The sequence below is a fragment of the Mycobacterium rhizamassiliense genome (genome assembly GCF_900157375.1).
GTDB classification, from domain to species: domain Bacteria; phylum Actinomycetota; class Actinomycetes; order Mycobacteriales; family Mycobacteriaceae; genus Mycobacterium; species Mycobacterium rhizamassiliense.
Genome location: NZ_LT721901.1, coordinates 5351921 through 5367549, shown reverse-complemented (window position 1 = coordinate 5367549; position 15629 = coordinate 5351921). Strand labels below are relative to the sequence as shown.

16 protein-coding genes are annotated in these 15629 nt (G+C 69.0%); 12 read left to right on the top strand and 4 right to left on the bottom strand.

Annotation, left to right across the window (positions count from 1 at the left end; translation table 11 throughout):
* Window positions 1-106: 106 nt before the first annotated feature.
* The 3 genes from MRAB57_RS25295 to MRAB57_RS25285 are packed head-to-tail and all read right to left on the bottom strand — an operon-like array spanning window position 107 to window position 2268.
* On the bottom strand, window positions 107-646 hold the full coding sequence (locus tag MRAB57_RS25295; protein WP_077089786.1) for a GNAT family N-acetyltransferase: 540 nt from the start codon (window positions 644-646) through the stop codon (window positions 107-109).
* Between the two features lie 6 nt (window positions 647-652).
* Window positions 653-1858, bottom strand: coding sequence for a serine hydrolase domain-containing protein (locus tag MRAB57_RS25290; RefSeq protein ID WP_077089785.1), 1206 nt, complete (start codon window positions 1856-1858; stop codon window positions 653-655).
* A 56-nt stretch (window positions 1859-1914) separates the two neighbouring features.
* Window positions 1915-2268: an STAS domain-containing protein gene (locus MRAB57_RS25285; RefSeq protein ID WP_245836006.1), complete on the bottom strand. Its 354-nt coding sequence runs from the start codon at window positions 2266-2268 to the stop codon at window positions 1915-1917.
* A gap of 217 nt (window positions 2269-2485) precedes the next feature.
* Here MRAB57_RS25285 and MRAB57_RS25280 point away from each other — a divergent pair, with 217 nt between their 5' ends.
* Window positions 2486-2914 (top strand): cellulose-binding domain-containing protein, encoded by a 429-nt coding sequence (locus MRAB57_RS25280; RefSeq protein ID WP_077089784.1) that lies wholly within the window; start codon window positions 2486-2488, stop codon window positions 2912-2914.
* 17 nt (window positions 2915-2931) lie between these two features.
* Here MRAB57_RS25280 and MRAB57_RS25275 read toward each other — a convergent pair whose 3' ends face one another.
* Window positions 2932-3564 (bottom strand): class I SAM-dependent methyltransferase, encoded by a 633-nt coding sequence (locus tag MRAB57_RS25275; protein ID WP_108637999.1) that lies wholly within the window; start codon window positions 3562-3564, stop codon window positions 2932-2934.
* 130 nt (window positions 3565-3694) lie between these two features.
* On the opposite strand from MRAB57_RS25275, the gene pyrR reads away from it, so the two are divergent.
* From pyrR to coaBC, 11 genes are all read left to right on the top strand, one after another.
* Window positions 3695-4270: a bifunctional pyr operon transcriptional regulator/uracil phosphoribosyltransferase PyrR gene (pyrR, locus tag MRAB57_RS25270; protein ID WP_077089782.1), complete on the top strand. Its 576-nt coding sequence runs from the start codon at window positions 3695-3697 to the stop codon at window positions 4268-4270.
* A gap of 10 nt (window positions 4271-4280) precedes the next feature.
* Entirely contained in the window at window positions 4281-5255 is a 975-nt protein-coding gene (locus MRAB57_RS25265; RefSeq protein ID WP_077089781.1) for an aspartate carbamoyltransferase catalytic subunit, read from the top strand.
* Window positions 5252-6556: a dihydroorotase gene (locus MRAB57_RS25260; protein ID WP_077089780.1), complete on the top strand. Its 1305-nt coding sequence runs from the start codon at window positions 5252-5254 to the stop codon at window positions 6554-6556. The genes MRAB57_RS25265 and MRAB57_RS25260 overlap by 4 nt, the downstream gene beginning before the upstream one ends.
* Entirely contained in the window at window positions 6553-7050 is a 498-nt protein-coding gene (locus tag MRAB57_RS25255) for a PH-like domain-containing protein (protein ID WP_077089779.1), read from the top strand. Before MRAB57_RS25260 ends, MRAB57_RS25255 begins: the two co-directional genes overlap by 4 nt.
* Complete coding sequence (gene carA / locus MRAB57_RS25250) at window positions 7047-8165, top strand: glutamine-hydrolyzing carbamoyl-phosphate synthase small subunit (RefSeq protein WP_108637998.1); 1119 nt, start codon at window positions 7047-7049, stop codon at window positions 8163-8165. Before MRAB57_RS25255 ends, carA begins: the two co-directional genes overlap by 4 nt.
* Window positions 8165-11518, top strand: a complete 3354-nt coding sequence (gene carB / locus MRAB57_RS25245; protein ID WP_077089778.1) for a carbamoyl-phosphate synthase large subunit — start codon at window positions 8165-8167, stop codon at window positions 11516-11518. The genes carA and carB overlap by 1 nt, the downstream gene beginning before the upstream one ends.
* The gene (gene pyrF / locus MRAB57_RS25240; protein WP_077089777.1) at window positions 11515-12342 is read left to right on the top strand and encodes an orotidine-5'-phosphate decarboxylase; all 828 of its coding nucleotides are present in this window, start codon (window positions 11515-11517) and stop codon (window positions 12340-12342) included. The genes carB and pyrF overlap by 4 nt, the downstream gene beginning before the upstream one ends.
* A 488-nt stretch (window positions 12343-12830) precedes the next feature.
* The gene (gene mihF / locus MRAB57_RS25235) at window positions 12831-13148 is read left to right on the top strand and encodes an integration host factor, actinobacterial type (protein WP_077090846.1); all 318 of its coding nucleotides are present in this window, start codon (window positions 12831-12833) and stop codon (window positions 13146-13148) included.
* Between the two features lie 58 nt (window positions 13149-13206).
* Complete coding sequence (gene gmk, locus MRAB57_RS25230; RefSeq protein WP_077089776.1) at window positions 13207-13833, top strand: guanylate kinase; 627 nt, start codon at window positions 13207-13209, stop codon at window positions 13831-13833.
* Between the two features lie 76 nt (window positions 13834-13909).
* Complete coding sequence (gene rpoZ, locus MRAB57_RS25225; protein ID WP_077089775.1) at window positions 13910-14242, top strand: DNA-directed RNA polymerase subunit omega; 333 nt, start codon at window positions 13910-13912, stop codon at window positions 14240-14242.
* A gap of 69 nt (window positions 14243-14311) precedes the next feature.
* Window positions 14312-15562 carry a bifunctional phosphopantothenoylcysteine decarboxylase/phosphopantothenate--cysteine ligase CoaBC gene (gene coaBC / locus MRAB57_RS25220; RefSeq protein WP_077089774.1) on the top strand — a complete coding sequence of 417 codons (1251 nt, stop codon included), beginning with the start codon at window positions 14312-14314 and terminating at the stop codon, window positions 15560-15562.
* The last annotated feature ends 67 nt before the right edge of the window (window positions 15563-15629 follow it).

Genomic DNA, 15629 nt, shown 5'->3' with positions numbered 1-15629 from the left:
CACCCAGGGCGGCATTCCCCGGCGTGTCGTTGCCGCCACCGCACCCTCGACGCCACCGGGGCACACCCGAAGCCGCCACCGCACCCTCGACGCCACCGGGGCACACTCACCGCAGGGCCCTGGCGTAGAGGAGGCTGTCCTGCGGGATGGGTCCCATCGTCGGGTAGACGGCGTGGCGCACCAGGCGGCCCTCCCGCACGAACCCGGCCCGCTCCAACAGGTGGGCGGACCGCACGTTGGCGACGCTGCAGGTGGCCCACACTCGGTACACCCCGCGATCGGCATCCAATGCGGACAGCAACATCTCGAGGACCTCGGTCATCAATCCCTTGCCCCACCAACGCCTGCCGAGGCAGTACCCGATCTCCACCGAGTGGGTGACCGGGCGCCGGCAGCTGGTCAGCCCGACGACCTGGCCGCTGCTCGCGAGCTCGATGGCCCAGGTGCGCTCCTCGTCGCCCACGTTGATCTTCTCGTTGATCACCCGCCGCGTCGTCGCCACATCGGGATGCGGCGCCCACAGCAGGTATCTGGTGACCTCCGGGTCGCGGGCCACGCGTTGGAAGAGCGCACCGGCGTCGTCGAGGACGGGCGGGCGCAGCCGCACCCGCGGTCCAACGATGCGTGCGGGTGGGTAGTCGACCACGGGCGCCTACAGGTCGAGCGCTTGATAGGTGCGCCGGACGAATTTCGGTTGTACCGCTTGAAGTTTCGCCAGCGTCGTGTTGCCGGCCACGGCCGCCGCCACGTCGGCGGACATATCGGGCATGTTCTGGATCAGATACAGCAGAACCAGATCGGCGGCCGGGTCGGCCTGCCACCACGTCCCGTACGCGCCGGGCCAGCTGAACGTCCCGAGCCCGCCGGGCCCGAACAGCGGGGCGGACTTCGCCGGGTTGGTCACCACCGACAGGTTCAGCCCGAATCCCCGGCCCACCCAATATGGCGCCCCCAGGAAGTTGTGCCGCTTGTGCTCGTCGGTGAGCCGGTCGGTGCGCATCAGGCGCACCGATTCGGGGGACACGACGCGCACGCCGTCGATCGTCCCGTCGCCGAGCAGCATCCGCACGAAGCGCAGGTAGTCGTCGGCCGTCGACAGCAGCCCACCGCCGGCGTTGGGGAAGCTGGGCGGCCTGATGTGCGGCGGCCCCATCACGTCGTGTTGCAGCCGGCTGTGCTCGTCGAGGCGGTACATGGTCGCCGCGCGGCGGCGCCCTTCGGGGGACACGCAGAAGCCGGTGTCGGGCATGCCGACCGGGCCGAGCACGCGCTCGTCGAGAACCTGGTCGAACGGCTTGCCCTCGATGCGCGACGCGATGACGCCCAGCAGGTCGATGGAGTGGCTGTAGGTCATCCGGTCGCCGGGCTGATGCACCAGCGGCAGCTTCGCCAGTTCGGAAAGCCACACGTCGGGGCCCTGGTTGAAGGGCAGCCGCAGATAGGCCCGCGAGATCGGCCCGGACACCGAAAACCCGTAGGCCAGGCCGCTGGTGTGGGTCAGCAGGTCCTCGATGAGGATTGCCCGATTCGCCGGATGCGTCCGGTCCAGCGGGCCTCGCGGGTCGTCCAGTACCTGCGGGGCGGCCAGCTCCGGGACCCAATTGGTGATCGGGTCCTTCAGTGTCAGCTTGCCCTCGTCGACCATGCTCATGATCGCCGCCACGGTGACCGGCTTGGTCATCGACGCGATGCGAAAAAGTGTGTTGTGTTGCATCGGCAGGCCCGCGTCGACGTCACGGTAGCCGATCTCGTTGACCTGCAGCAGTTTTCCGTGCTGCCACACCACCGTGACCGCCCCGGCGAGCAGCCCGGCGTCGCAGGCCTCGCGAACGGAAGCCTGATTACCGTCGAGATTCACGCGTTCACGTTAGCGGGTGGCCCGCGACGGCCTCGCGAAAGCTCCGCGAGGGAGCGCTACGCCCGCTGCCCGCGCACCGCATCGTCGACCGTGGGATAGAGGCCGACGATCTTGTCGACGCCCACGATCTGCAGCGGCCGGCTGGTTGCCGCGCCCTCGGCGGCCACCCGCAGCGACGTCGCGCTGTTCTGGGTCAGCCGGTGGGCCTCGACGAGCACGGTGATGCCGGCGGAGGACAGGAAGTCCACCTTGGTGAGGTCGACGACCAGCACGGCCGGCGTTCCGGTCAGCGCTACGTCGAGATGGGTCGCGAGCGAGGGCGCGGTGATGATGTCGATCACGCCACTGACCTGCAACACCACCGCCTCATCGGTGTCGCTGCGGGTAACCAGGAAGTCGTCGCTCGTCACGATCCGAACCGTACTGTCTTGTGCACAATGACGTACTACCCGGGCCGCGGGATTTGACACAGACAGGCCGCTCACCTGCGCTAACGCCGCTGGCCCGGCCGATCCCGGCGGTGTATCGAGGCCAAAAATTGCGCGACGGTTTCGGTTGCGCAAAGGTACTGCAGCTACCCGCGATCCAGAGGCCGATTTCGGCAGTTCGGCTCTAGTGTTGGGTGCTATGGCGGGGGTAAAGAATTGCGTGAAACGCTGGCGCGCAGCGCTTCACGTGGGCGTGTCGGCAGTGCTGGTCGCGGTCCCCGGACTCGCGGTCAGTCCGGTAGCCCATGCGGCCGCGGCCGCGGGGACGTTGTCGGTGGAACACACGTGGCAGACCGGCTTCATCGCCCACTTCACCGTCACCAACCCGACCATGGCGCCGCTGAGCGATTGGCGGCTGGACTTCGACATGCCGGCGGGACAATCCGTCCTGCACGCGTGGAACAGCACCGTGACCCAATCCGGCACGCACTTCGTCCTCACCCCGTCGAATTGGAATCGCGAGATCGCACCCGGTGGTTCGGCCACCGGCGGTTTCCGGGGGGCGCTGAGCGGGACCTACTCGCCACCGTCGAACTGCGTGGTCAACGGGCAATACCCCTGCAGCTAGAGGCCGGCTGATCGGCGCTAGCGCCGCTGGGCCCGGACGTACCAGAACGCCATTTCGACGTCGTTGCCGTCCACCTCGCGACGCATCGTGGCGGGCTCCAGCGCGACGATGTCCCAGCCCGCGCCGCCCAGCACCTCGCGCAGCGTCTGCTCGGAGACCGCGGGGCGCGGCCAGTCGTCGTCGGACGGGTTGGCGTCGGAGAAGCAACTGATCAGCAGGGTGGCGCCCGGCCTGGTGGCCCGGTGCGCGGCGGTCGCGTAGCCGCGCTTGCCGTCGTCGTCGAGGCAATGGAACATGCCGCTGTCGACGACGGTGTCGAACTCCGCGGTGTAGCCCTCGAGCTTGGTGGAGTCGCTCACCGCGAACGTCACGTCGACGCCGGCGTCCTTGGCGCGGCGCTCGGCGGTGATCAGCGCCGTCGGCGAGAGGTCCAGCCCGGTGACGCGGAAACCGTTCCCGGCCAGGTAGACGGCGTTGTCGCCGAGGCCGCAGCCGATGTCCAGCACGTCACCGTGCACCCAGCCGTGGGTGTGCCACGAGACCACACTTTCCTTGGGGGCCTTGGTATCCCACGGGGGCGTGGGCATCGGGGGGATGCCTTCACCGGGGCTCTCACCGCGATACAGCGCGTCGAAATCCATGTGTTGCAACCTTGACGGAAAGGCGGGGGAATCGGGGCCTGTCATTTCGCCGAATGTAGTCGCAAATGCTACGCTGCCCGGCAGTCGACATCCTTTAACGATCCGTCCGGAGAGGCGGAGAAGGAGGTCAAGATCTCTGATGAGTGCTGCGGGGGATGCCGCCACCGGCAGGGAATTGATGTCTACGGCCGACGTCGGCCGGACCATTTCTCGTATCGCGCACCAAATCATCGAAAAGACGGCGCTCGACAGCGCCGAGGCGCCCCGCGTGGTGTTGCTGGGAATCCCGACCCGCGGCGTGATCCTGGCCCAGCGGTTGGCGGCCCACATCAGCGAATTCAGCGGTGTCGACCTGGCGCACGGCGCCCTGGACATCACCCTGTACCGCGACGACCTGATGCAGAAGCCGCCGCGGCCGTTGGAGGTGACGTCGATCCCGCCGGGCGGCATCGACGACGCGCTGGTGATCCTCGTCGACGACGTGCTGTATTCCGGGCGCTCGGTGCGCTCCGCCCTCGACGCGCTGCGCGACGTCGGGCGGCCGCGGGCCGTCCAGCTCGCGGTGCTGGTCGATCGCGGCCACCGCGAGCTGCCCGTGCGCGCCGACTACGTGGGCAAGAACGTGCCGACCTCGCGCGCCGAGAGCGTGCACGTGCAGCTGCACGAGAGCGACGGTCGCGACGGCGTGGTTATCTCGCGGGACGGCCACGAATGAGGCGGGCCGAATGACCAGACACCTGTTGGCCGCAGGCGATCTGAGCCGCGACGACGCCACCGCCATCCTCGACGACGCCGACCGGTTCGCGCAGGCGCTGGTGGGCCGCGAGGTCAAGAAGCTGCCGACGCTGCGCGGCCGCACCATCGTCACGATGTTCTACGAGAACTCGACGCGCACCCGGGTCTCGTTCGAGGTCGCCGGCAAGTGGATGAGCGCCGACGTGATCAACGTCAGCGCGTCGGGATCGTCGGTGGGCAAGGGGGAGTCGCTGCGCGACACCGCGTTCACCCTGCGGGCCGCCGGCGCCGACGCCCTGATCATCCGCCACCCGGCGTCGGGGGCCGCGCACCTGCTGGCCGACTGGACCGGCACCAACGACGACGGGCCGTCGGTGATCAACGCCGGCGACGGCACGCACGAGCACCCGACCCAGGCCCTGCTGGACGCCCTGACCATTCGGCAGCGGCTCGGCGGGATCGAGGGCCGGCGCATCGTGATCGTGGGCGACATCCTGCACAGCCGGGTGGCCCGGTCCAACGTCATGCTGCTGAGCACCCTGGGCGCCGAGGTGGTGCTGGTGGCGCCGCCGACGCTGCTGCCGGTCGGGGTGCAGGACTGGCCGGTGACGGTATCCAACGACTTCGATGCCGAGCTGCCCGCCGCCGACGGCGTGCTGATGCTGCGCGTGCAGGCGGAGCGGATGAACGGCGGCTTCTTCCCGTCGGTGCGCGAATATTCGTCGCTGTACGGGCTGTCGGATCGCCGCCAGGCGATGCTGCCCGGCCACGCCGTGGTGCTGCACCCCGGCCCGATGCTGCGCGGCATGGAGATCTCGTCCTCGGTGGCCGACTCGTCGCAATCGGCGGTGCTGCAACAGGTTTCCAATGGTGTCCACGTGCGGATGGCGGTGCTGTTCCACGTGCTGGTCGGCGCGGAATCACCTACCAAAACGGAATCGCCCGGAGAAGAGGGTGCGGCATGAGTGTCCTGCTCCGCGGGGTGCGGTTGTACGGCGAGGGTGATCGCGTCGACGTGCTGATCGATGACGGCCAGATCGCGCAGATCGGCGCCGGGCTGGACCAGGCCGGCGGCCTCGAAAAAGACGTAGACGTGATCGACGCGACGGGCCAGGTGTTGCTGCCCGGATTCGTCGACCTGCATACCCACCTGCGCGAGCCCGGCCGTGAATACGCCGAGGACATCGAAACAGGTTCGGCCGCAGCGGCTTTGGGTGGCTATACCGCCGTGTTCGCGATGGCCAACACCACCCCGGTCGCCGACAGCCCGGTGGTCACCGACCACGTGTGGCACCGCGGCCAGCAGGTCGGACTGGTCGACGTGCACCCCGTCGGCGCGGTCACCGTCGGGCTGGCCGGCACCGAGCTCACCGAGATGGGCATGATGGCTCGCGGCGCCGCGCAGGTGCGAATGTTCTCCGACGACGGCATCTGCGTGCACGACCCGCTGGTGATGCGCCGCGCGCTGGAGTACGCCACCGGGCTGGGCGTGCTCATCGCCCAGCACGCCGAGGAGCCAAGGCTGACCGTCGGGGCGGTCGCCCACGAAGGGCCCGCGGCCGCCAGGCTGGGGCTCGCGGGATGGCCGCGAGCGGCCGAGGAGTCGATCGTGGCCCGCGACGCGCTGCTGGCCCGCGACGCCGGCGCCCGCGTGCACATCTGCCACGCGTCCACGGCGGGCACGGTGGAGCTGGTGAAATGGGCTAAGGAGCAAGGAATTTCGATCACGGCCGAGGTCACCCCGCATCACCTGCTGCTCGACGACGCCCGGCTGACCAGCTACGACGGGGTCAACCGGGTCAACCCGCCGCTGCGGGAGGCCACCGACGCCATCGCGTTGCGCCAGGCGCTGGCCGATGGGGTGATCGACTGCGTGGCCACCGACCATGCCCCGCACGCCGAGCACGAGAAATGTGTCGAGTTCTCCGCGGCCCGTCCCGGCATGCTGGGCTTGCAGACCGCGCTGTCGGTGGTGGTGCAGACCATGGTCGAGCCGGGGCTGTTGACCTGGCGCGACGTCGCCCGCGTGATGAGTGAAAACCCCGCGCGCATCGTGGGATTGCCCGACCAGGGCCGCCCGCTGGAGGTGGGGGAGCCGGCCAACCTGACCGTGGTCGACCCCGACGCCACCTGGACCGTGGAGGGGCCCGGGCTGGCCAGCCGGTCGGCCAACACGCCGTATGAGTCGATGACGTTGCCCGCCACCGTGACCGCGACGCTGCTGCGCGGAAAGATCACCGCGCGCGACGGGAAGAGCCCCGCATGAATTCGGGCACACTGGTCGGGTCGTTGATCTTCGCGGCCGTACTGGTGGTGGTGGTGACCATCGTGATCCAGTTGATGATGGTCGGCTGGCGCCGGCGCGCGGCGCGGCAGGAGGAGCTGATCGGCACCCTGCCCGACGTGCCGGTCGAGGTGGGCGCGGTCATCACCACCCTGCGCGGGGTATACGTGGGCTGCACGCTTGGCACGGAGTGGACCGAGCGGATCACCGCGGGCGACCTCGGCTACCGGAGCAAGGCAGTGTTGAGCCGCTATCCGGAAGGCATTCTGCTGCAACGCATCCGGGCAAAACCGATTTGGATCCCGCAGGACTCGATCGCCGAAGTGCGCACTGAGCGGCATATGGCCGGAAAGGTCGCCGCCCGCAATGGAATACTGGCCATCCGATGGCGGCTGCCGTCCGGCGTCGAGATCGACACGGGCTTCCGGGCGAGCAGTCGAGACGAATACGACGGCTGGGTCGAGGAGGCCGCGTGAAAGCGCAACTGGTACTTGAGGACGGCCGCGTCTTCACCGGCACGCCGTTCGGCAAGATCGGCCAGACGCTCGGGGAAGCGGTGTTCTCCACCGCCATGTCGGGCTACCAGGAGACGCTGACCGATCCCAGCTATCACCGCCAGATCGTGGTGGCCACCGCCCCGCAGATCGGCAACACCGGTTGGAACTCCGAGGACTCCGAGAGCCGGGGCGACAAGATCTGGGTCGCCGGCTACGCGGTGCGCGATCCGTCGCCGCGGCCCTCGAACTGGCGCGCGACCGGGACGCTGGAGGACGAGCTGGTCCGCCAGGACATCGTCGGCATCGCCGGCATCGACACCCGCGCGCTGGTGCGGCACCTGCGCAGCCGCGGGTCGATGAAGGCCGGGGTGTTCTCCGGTGCTGCCCTGGCCGAGCCGAGCGAGCTGATCGAGCGGGTGCGCGACCAGCGGTCGATGTTGGGCGCCGACCTGGCCGGCGAGGTCAGCACCCCCCGCGCCTACACCGTGGAACCTGAAGGCACACAACGGTTTACCGTTGCCGCCCTGGACCTGGGCATCAAGACCAACACGCCGCGCAACTTCGCGCGCCGCGGGATTCGCAGCCACGTGCTGCCGGCGGGGGCGACTTTCTCCCAGATCGCCGACCTCAAGCCGGACGGCGTGTTCTTGTCCAACGGTCCCGGCGACCCCGCTACCGCCGACCACGTCGTCGCGCTCACCCGCGAGGTGCTGGGCGCCGGAATCCCGTTGTTCGGGATCTGTTTCGGCAATCAGATCCTGGGCCGCGCGCTGGGGCTGTCCACCTACAAGATGGTCTTCGGCCACCGCGGCATCAACATCCCGGTCATCGACCACGCCACCGGCCGCGTCGCGGTCACCGCGCAGAACCACGGCTTCGCGCTGGAAGGGGAGGCGGGCCAGTCCTTCGACACACCGTTCGGTCCGGCGATCGTCAGCCACACCTGCGCCAACGACGGGGTGGTCGAGGGCGTCAAACTCGCTGACGGGCGGGCGTTTTCGGTGCAGTACCACCCGGAGGCCGCCGCGGGTCCACACGACGCGGAGTACCTGTTCGACCAGTTCGTCGACCTGATGGCAGGGGAGAGCCGCTAGTGCCACGCCGCACCGACCTGAACCACGTGCTGGTGATCGGCTCAGGGCCGATCGTGATCGGACAAGCCTGCGAGTTCGACTACTCCGGCACCCAGGCCTGCCGGGTGCTGCGGGCCGAGGGCCTGCAAGTGAGCCTGGTCAACTCCAACCCGGCCACCATCATGACCGACCCCGAGTACGCCGACCACACCTACATCGAACCCATCACCGCCTCCTTCGTCGAGAAGGTGATCGCCCAGCAGGCCGAGCGCGGCAACAAGATCGACGCGCTGCTGGCCACCCTGGGCGGGCAGACCGCGCTCAACACCGCGGTCGCGCTGTACGAGAACGGGGCGCTGGAACGCCACGGCGTCGAGCTGATCGGCGCCGACTTCGACGCCATCCAGCGCGGCGAGGACCGGCAGATGTTCAAGGACATCGTCGCCAAGGTCGGCGGTGAATCCGCGCGCAGCCGAGTGTGTTTCACGATGGACGAGGTTCGCGAGACGGTCGAGGAGGTCGGCCTGCCGGTGGTCGTGCGGCCCAGCTTCACGATGGGCGGGCTGGGCTCGGGCATGGCGCGCTCGGTCGAGGAGGTCGACCGGATGGCCGGCGCCGGGCTGGCCGCCAGCCCCAGCGCCAACGTGCTGGTCGAGGAATCGATCTACGGCTGGAAGGAATTCGAGCTCGAGCTGATGCGCGACGGCAACGACAACGTCGTGGTGGTGTGCTCGATCGAGAACGTCGACCCGATGGGCGTGCACACCGGTGACTCGGTCACGGTCGCGCCGGCGATGACGCTGACCGACCGGGAATACCAGCGGATGCGCGACCTGGGCATCGCGATCCTGCGCGAGGTCGGCGTCGACACCGGGGGCTGCAACATTCAGTTCGCGATCAACCCGACCGACGGCCGGCTGATCGTCATCGAGATGAACCCGCGCGTATCCCGTTCCAGCGCATTGGCCTCCAAGGCCACCGGCTTCCCGATCGCCAAGATCGCGGCCAAGCTGGCGATCGGCTACACGCTGGACGAGATCGTCAACGACATCACCAAGGTAACCCCGGCCTGCTTCGAGCCCACCCTGGACTACGTCGTGGTCAAGGCGCCGCGGTTCGCGTTCGAGAAATTCCCCGGCGCCGACCCGACCCTGACCACCACGATGAAGTCCGTCGGCGAGGCGATGTCGCTGGGCCGCAACTTCATCGAGGCGCTCGGCAAGGTGATGCGGTCGCTGGAGACCAGCCGCGCCGGCTTCTGGACGAAGCCGGACCCGCACGGTGACGTCGACGAGGTGCTGACCCGGCTGCAGACCCCGACCGAGGGCCGGCTCTACGACATCGAACTGGCGCTGCGGCAAGGCGCCTCGGTCGAACGGGTCGCCGAGGCCAGCGGTGTCGACCCCTGGTTCGTCGCGCAGATCGCTGAGCTGATCAACTTGCGGGCGGAATTGTCCGGTGCACCCGTCCTTGATGCCGACCTGCTGCGCCACGCCAAGCACAGCGGCCTGTCCGACCGCCAGATCGCGGCACTGCGACCGGAATTGGCCGGCGAAGACGGGGTGCGCTCGCTGCGCGATCGGCTCGACATCCACCCGGTCTACAAGACGGTGGACACCTGCGCGGCGGAGTTCGAGGCCAAGACGCCGTATCACTACAGCAGCTACGAGCTCGACCCCGCCGCAGAGAGCGAGGTCGCCCCGCAGACCGAGCGGCCCAAGGTGCTGATCCTGGGGTCGGGGCCGAACCGCATCGGTCAGGGCATCGAATTCGACTACAGCTGCGTGCACGCCGCAACCACGCTGAGCCAGGCCGGCTTTGAGACCGTGATGGTCAATTGCAACCCCGAGACCGTCTCGACCGACTACGACACCGCCGACCGGCTGTACTTCGAGCCGCTGACGTTCGAGGACGTCGTCGAGGTCTACCGCGCCGAGGCGCAGTCGGCGCTCGGCGGCCCCGGGGTCGTCGGCGTCATCGTGCAACTCGGCGGGCAGACACCGCTGGGGCTGGCGCAGCGTCTCGCCGACGCCGGCGTGCCGATCGTGGGTACCCCGCCGGAGGCCATCGACCTGGCCGAGGACCGGGGCGCCTTCGGCGACCTGCTCGGCACCGCCGGACTGCCGGCGCCAAAGTACGGCACCGCAACGACTTTCGCGCAGGCCCGCCGGATCGCCGACGACATCGGGTATCCGGTGCTGGTGCGCCCGTCGTATGTGCTGGGCGGGCGTGGCATGGAGATCGTCTATGACGAAGAGACGCTCAAGGACTACATCTCCCGGGCCACCGAGCTGTCCCCGGAGCACCCGGTGCTGGTGGACCGCTTCCTCGAGGACGCGGTCGAGATCGACGTCGACGCGCTGTGCGACGGCGCGGAGGTCTACATCGGCGGCATCATGGAGCACATCGAGGAGGCCGGCATCCACTCCGGCGACTCGGCCTGCGCGCTGCCTCCGGTCACGCTGGGGCGCAGCGACATCGAGAAGGTGCGCCGTGCGACCGAGGCCATCGCGCACGGCATCGGCGTGATCGGCCTGCTCAACGTGCAGTACGCCCTCAAGGACGACGTCCTCTACGTCTTGGAGGCCAACCCGCGCGCCAGCCGCACCGTGCCGTTCGTCTCCAAGGCCACCGCTATTCCGCTCGCGAAAGCCTGCGCCCGGGTCATGTTGGGCGCCACCATTTCCCAGCTTCGCGACGAGGGACTGCTGGCGCCGACCGGCGACGGTGCCAACGCCGCCCAGAACGCCCCGATCGCGGTCAAAGAAGCGGTGCTGCCGTTCCACCGGTTCCGCCGTGCTGACGGTGCGGCCATCGATTCGCTGCTCGGCCCGGAGATGAAGTCGACCGGCGAAGTCATGGGCATCGACCGCGACTTCGGCAGCGCGTTCGCCAAGAGCCAGACCGCGGCCTACGGCTCGTTGCCGGCCGAGGGCACCGTGTTCGTCTCGGTTGCCAACCGCGACAAGCGATCCCTGGTGTTCCCGGTCAAACGGCTGTACGACTTGGGATTCCGCGTCCTTGCTACCGAAGGCACGGCGGAGATGTTGCGCCGCAACGGGATTCCCTGCGACGAGGTGCGCAAGCACTTCGAGCCGCCGCAGCCCGGGCGCCCGGCGGTTTCCGCGGTCGAGGCGATCAAGGCGGGCGAGGTCGACATGGTGATCAACACGCCCTACGGAAACTCCGGGCCGCGCATCGACGGCTACGAGATCCGCTCGGTCGCGGTGTCCGCCAACATTCCCTGCGTGACGACGGTGCAGGGCGCGTCGGCCGCGGTGCAGGGCATCGAGGCCGGGATCCGCGGCGGGATCGGGGTGCGATCGCTGCAGGAACTGCACAGCCAGATCGGGCACGGGAGCAACGGAAAATGACTGGGTTCGGCGCGCGGCTGGCCGCGGCGAAGCTGGAGCGCGGCCCGCTGTGCCTGGGCATCGACCCGCATCCCGAGCTGCTGCGGGCTTGGGACCTGCCGGTGACCCCGGACGGCCTGGCCGCGTTCTGCGACACCTGCATCGAGGCGTTCTCGGGTTTCGCCGTCGTCAAACCCCAGGTGGCGTTCTTCGAGGCGTACGGCTCGGCGGGGTACGCGGTCCTGGAGCGCACCATCGCCGCGCTGCGCTCCGTCGGGGTGCTGGTGCTAGCCGACGCCAAGCGGGGCGACATCGGCTCGACGATGGCGGCCTACGCCACCGCATGGGCCGGCGATTCGCCACTGGCCGCCGACGCCGTGACCGCCTCGCCGTACCTGGGCTTCGGCTCGCTGCGCCCGCTGCTGGAGGCAGCCGCCGCGCACGACCGGGGCGTGTTCGTGGTGGCGGCCAGCTCCAACCCGGAGGGCTCGACCGTGCAGCGCGCCACCTTCGACGGCCGCACGGTGTCCCAGCTGGTCATCGACCAGGCCGCGGTGGTCAACCGCTCCGCCACCCCGAATGGGCCAGGATATGTCGGCGTGGTGCTGGGCGCGACGGTGTTCGAGCCGCCCGACGTCAGCGCGCTGGGCGGCCCGGTGCTGGTCCCCGGTGTCGGCGTCCAAGGCGGCCGTCCTGAGGCGCTGGCGGGCCTGGGAGGGGCCGCGCCGGGGCAGCTGCTGCCCGCCGTGGGGCGCGAAGTGCTGCGCGCCGGACCGGACGTGACCGATCTGCGGGCCGGGGCCCAGCGGATGCTGGACGCCGTTTCGTACCTCTCAGTGATCTAGCCGCGCCGATTTCGGGGCTGTTTTTCGGGCTCCCGCCGGTGCAAACGCGGGCGCGGACGCCTTCGAACGACTTCGAAAGAATCGCCGCGCGCCGAGCGACATGCGCTGACCTTCGGCGCGACACGCGCGACACGCCACGAGAAATCCGTGATCCGAGGCACGGGCCTCGCGGCTACCCGTGACGGTCGTCGGCGGCCGTTGGAGGTGCTCCCGGCCGCGTCGCCCTCGCCCCGGTAAAAGGCCAGGTAGATGGCGCATTCGTGGCTGGTGCCAGGAACGTTTCGCCGACCGCCGAGCGCCGTTCGCGACGGCTTTCAGCGATGGCGCGTGCGGTGTCAGTCGCCGCTAATCGGCGCGTCCAAGCTGCGCATTTATGCCGTTAACCAGGGGGTCGGGTTAGATTTCGTCAGGAACCGTGAGTACGGTCGTCTCCGCTGGGACTCCAGGTCCCGGCAGAGACAAAATGAGTGATCAGATACGGAGGAATCGTGGCCCTTCCCCAGTTGACCGACGAGCAGCGCGCGGCCGCGTTGGAGAAGGCGGCTGCCGCACGTCGAGCGCGAGCAGAGCTCAAGGACCGGCTGAAGCGCGGTGGCACCAACCTCACGCAGGTGCTCAAGGACGCCGAAAGCGATGAAGTCCTCGGCAAGATGAAGGTTTCCGCGTTGCTCGAGGCCCTGCCCAAGGTGGGCAAGGTCAAGGCACAGGAAATCATGACCGAACTGGAAATCGCGCCGACCCGCCGTTTGCGCGGTCTCGGCGACCGGCAGCGCAAGGCGCTGCTGGAAAAGTTCGGCACCGCCTAACCCAACCCCGCGACGATGCAGGCCGGATGGCCTGTGGGGTACCGACCCAGGAGCGACAATGAGCTCCGGTGAGGGACCGGACGTCGAGTACGGGGCACGCCCCGGGCCAACCGGCCCAGGGCGTGTGGTCGTGCTGTCCGGTCCCTCCGCGGTCGGCAAGTCAACGGTGGTTCGGTGCCTGCGGGATCGGATCCCGAACCTCCACTTCAGCGTCTCGGCCACGACGCGGGCGCCGCGGCCGGGCGAAGTCGACGGTGTCGACTATCACTTCGTGAGTCCCGCCCGCTTCCAGCAGCTCATCGACGACGGTGACCTGCTGGAGTGGGCAGAAATCCACGGTGGGCTGCAACGATCGGGCACGCTGGCCGAGCCGGTCCGGGCCGCCACCGCTTCCGGGTTACCGGTGCTCATCGAGGTAGACCTGGCCGGAGCCAGGGCCGTCAAGACCGCGATGCCCGAGGCCATCACGGTGTTCCTGGCCCCGCCCAGCTGGGAAGACCTGGAGGCCAGGCTCGTCGGGCGCGGCACCGAAACCGAGGAAGCCATCCGCCGGCGGCTGGACACCGCCCGCATCGAATTGGCGGCTCAAAATGACTTCGACCAAGTCGTCGTCAACAGTCAATTGGAGTCTGCGTGCGCAGAATTGGTATCCTTGCTGGTGGAAAACGCGCCTGACCCGGGCTGAGCCGCCTCGCCAGACGCCAATCAAGCACCACGTTCATGCCGTTTGCACCGCTCTAAGCGCCAGGAGAAATTCTTCAGTGAGTAATTCGCAGTCCGACGCGTCGGTCGCCGCCCTGCCCGCCATGGATCAGTTCGATCCCTCCGCGGGCGGACAACGCACCTACGACACCCCACTGGGTATCACCAACCCGCCCATCGACGAGCTGCTGGACCGCGTCTCGAGTAAATACGCCCTCGTCATCTACGCGGCGAAGCGGGCCAGGCAGATCAACGACTACTACAACCAGCTGGGCGAGGGCATCCTCGAATACGTTGGTCCGCTGGTCGAACCGGGGCTGCAGGAAAAGCCGCTGTCCATCGCGATGCGCGAGATCCACACCGACCTGCTCGAACACACCGAGGGCGAGTAACAGGACAGGCCGGGCGCTGTGACCAGCTCTGAGAGCCGCTACGGGGCCTCCCGCGAAGGCGCGGCGTAGATGGATCGCAAGCGCATCGTCGTCGGCGTCTCGGGCGGTATCGCCGCCTACAAGGCGTGCACCGTGGTGCGCCAGCTCGCCGAGGCCGGCCATGAAGTCCGCGTCATCCCCACCGATACGGCGCTGCGCTTCGTCGGCGCCGCCACGTTCGAGGCCTTGTCCGGCCAACCCGTCCACACCGGCGTCTTCACCGACGTCCCCGAGGTGCCGCACGTGCGCCTCGGCCAACAGGCCGACCTGGTCGTCGTGGCGCCGGCCACCGCGGATCTGCTGGCGCGTGCGGTGCACGGTCGCGCCGACGATCTGCTGACCGCGACGCTGCTCACGGCCCGGTGCCCGGTGCTGTTCGCGCCGGCGATGCACACCGAGATGTGGTTACACCCCGCCACCGTCGACAACGTGGCGACTTTGCGGCGCCGGGGCGCTGTGGTGCTGGAACCGGCATTCGGACGGCTCACCGGCACGGACAGCGGCAAAGGACGGCTGCCCGAGGCCGAAGAGATCACCACGCTGGCGCACCTGCTGCTGGAGCGCCACGACGCGCTGCCGTACGACCTGGCCGGCCGCAAGGTGCTGGTCACCGCGGGCGGCACCCGCGAGCCCATCGATCCCGTCCGCTTCATCGGCAACCGCAGCTCCGGCAAGCAGGGCTACGCCGTCGCCCGCGTCGCCGCCCAGCGCGGCGCCGAGGTCACCTTGATCGCGGGGCACACCGTCGGGCTCATCGACCCCGCCGGCGTCGAGGTGGTGCACATCAGCTCGGCGCAGCAACTCGGCGACGCCGTCTCCAAGCACGCCCCGGCGGCCGATGTGCTGGTGATGGCCGCGGCGGTCGCCGACTTCCGGCCCGCGCAGGTTGCCGCCGCCAAGATAAAAAAGGGCGCAGGCGACGCCGATGTCCCGCCGACGATCGAGTTGGTGCGCAACGACGACGTGCTGGCCGGCGCCGTCCGCGCCCGTACCCACGGCGAGCTGCCCAACATGCGGGCCATCGTGGGCTTCGCGGCCGAGACCGGCGACGCCAACGGCGACGTGCTCTTCCACGCGCGAGCGAAGTTGCGGCGCAAGGGATGTGACCTGCTGGTCGTCAACGCGGTGGGCGACGGCCGGGCGTTCGAGGTGGACAACAACGACGGCTGGCTGCTGGCCGCCGACGGCACCGAGTCGGCGCTGCAGCACGGCTCCAAGACGCTGATGGCCAGCCGCATCGTGGACTCGATCGTCACGTTCCTCAACAGCGACGGCGAATAGCGGCCCGCCGGTGTGCCGCTCGGAAGGCTGTTAGAAACTCTTGGGAACGCCCGGCTGAGTCCGGCGA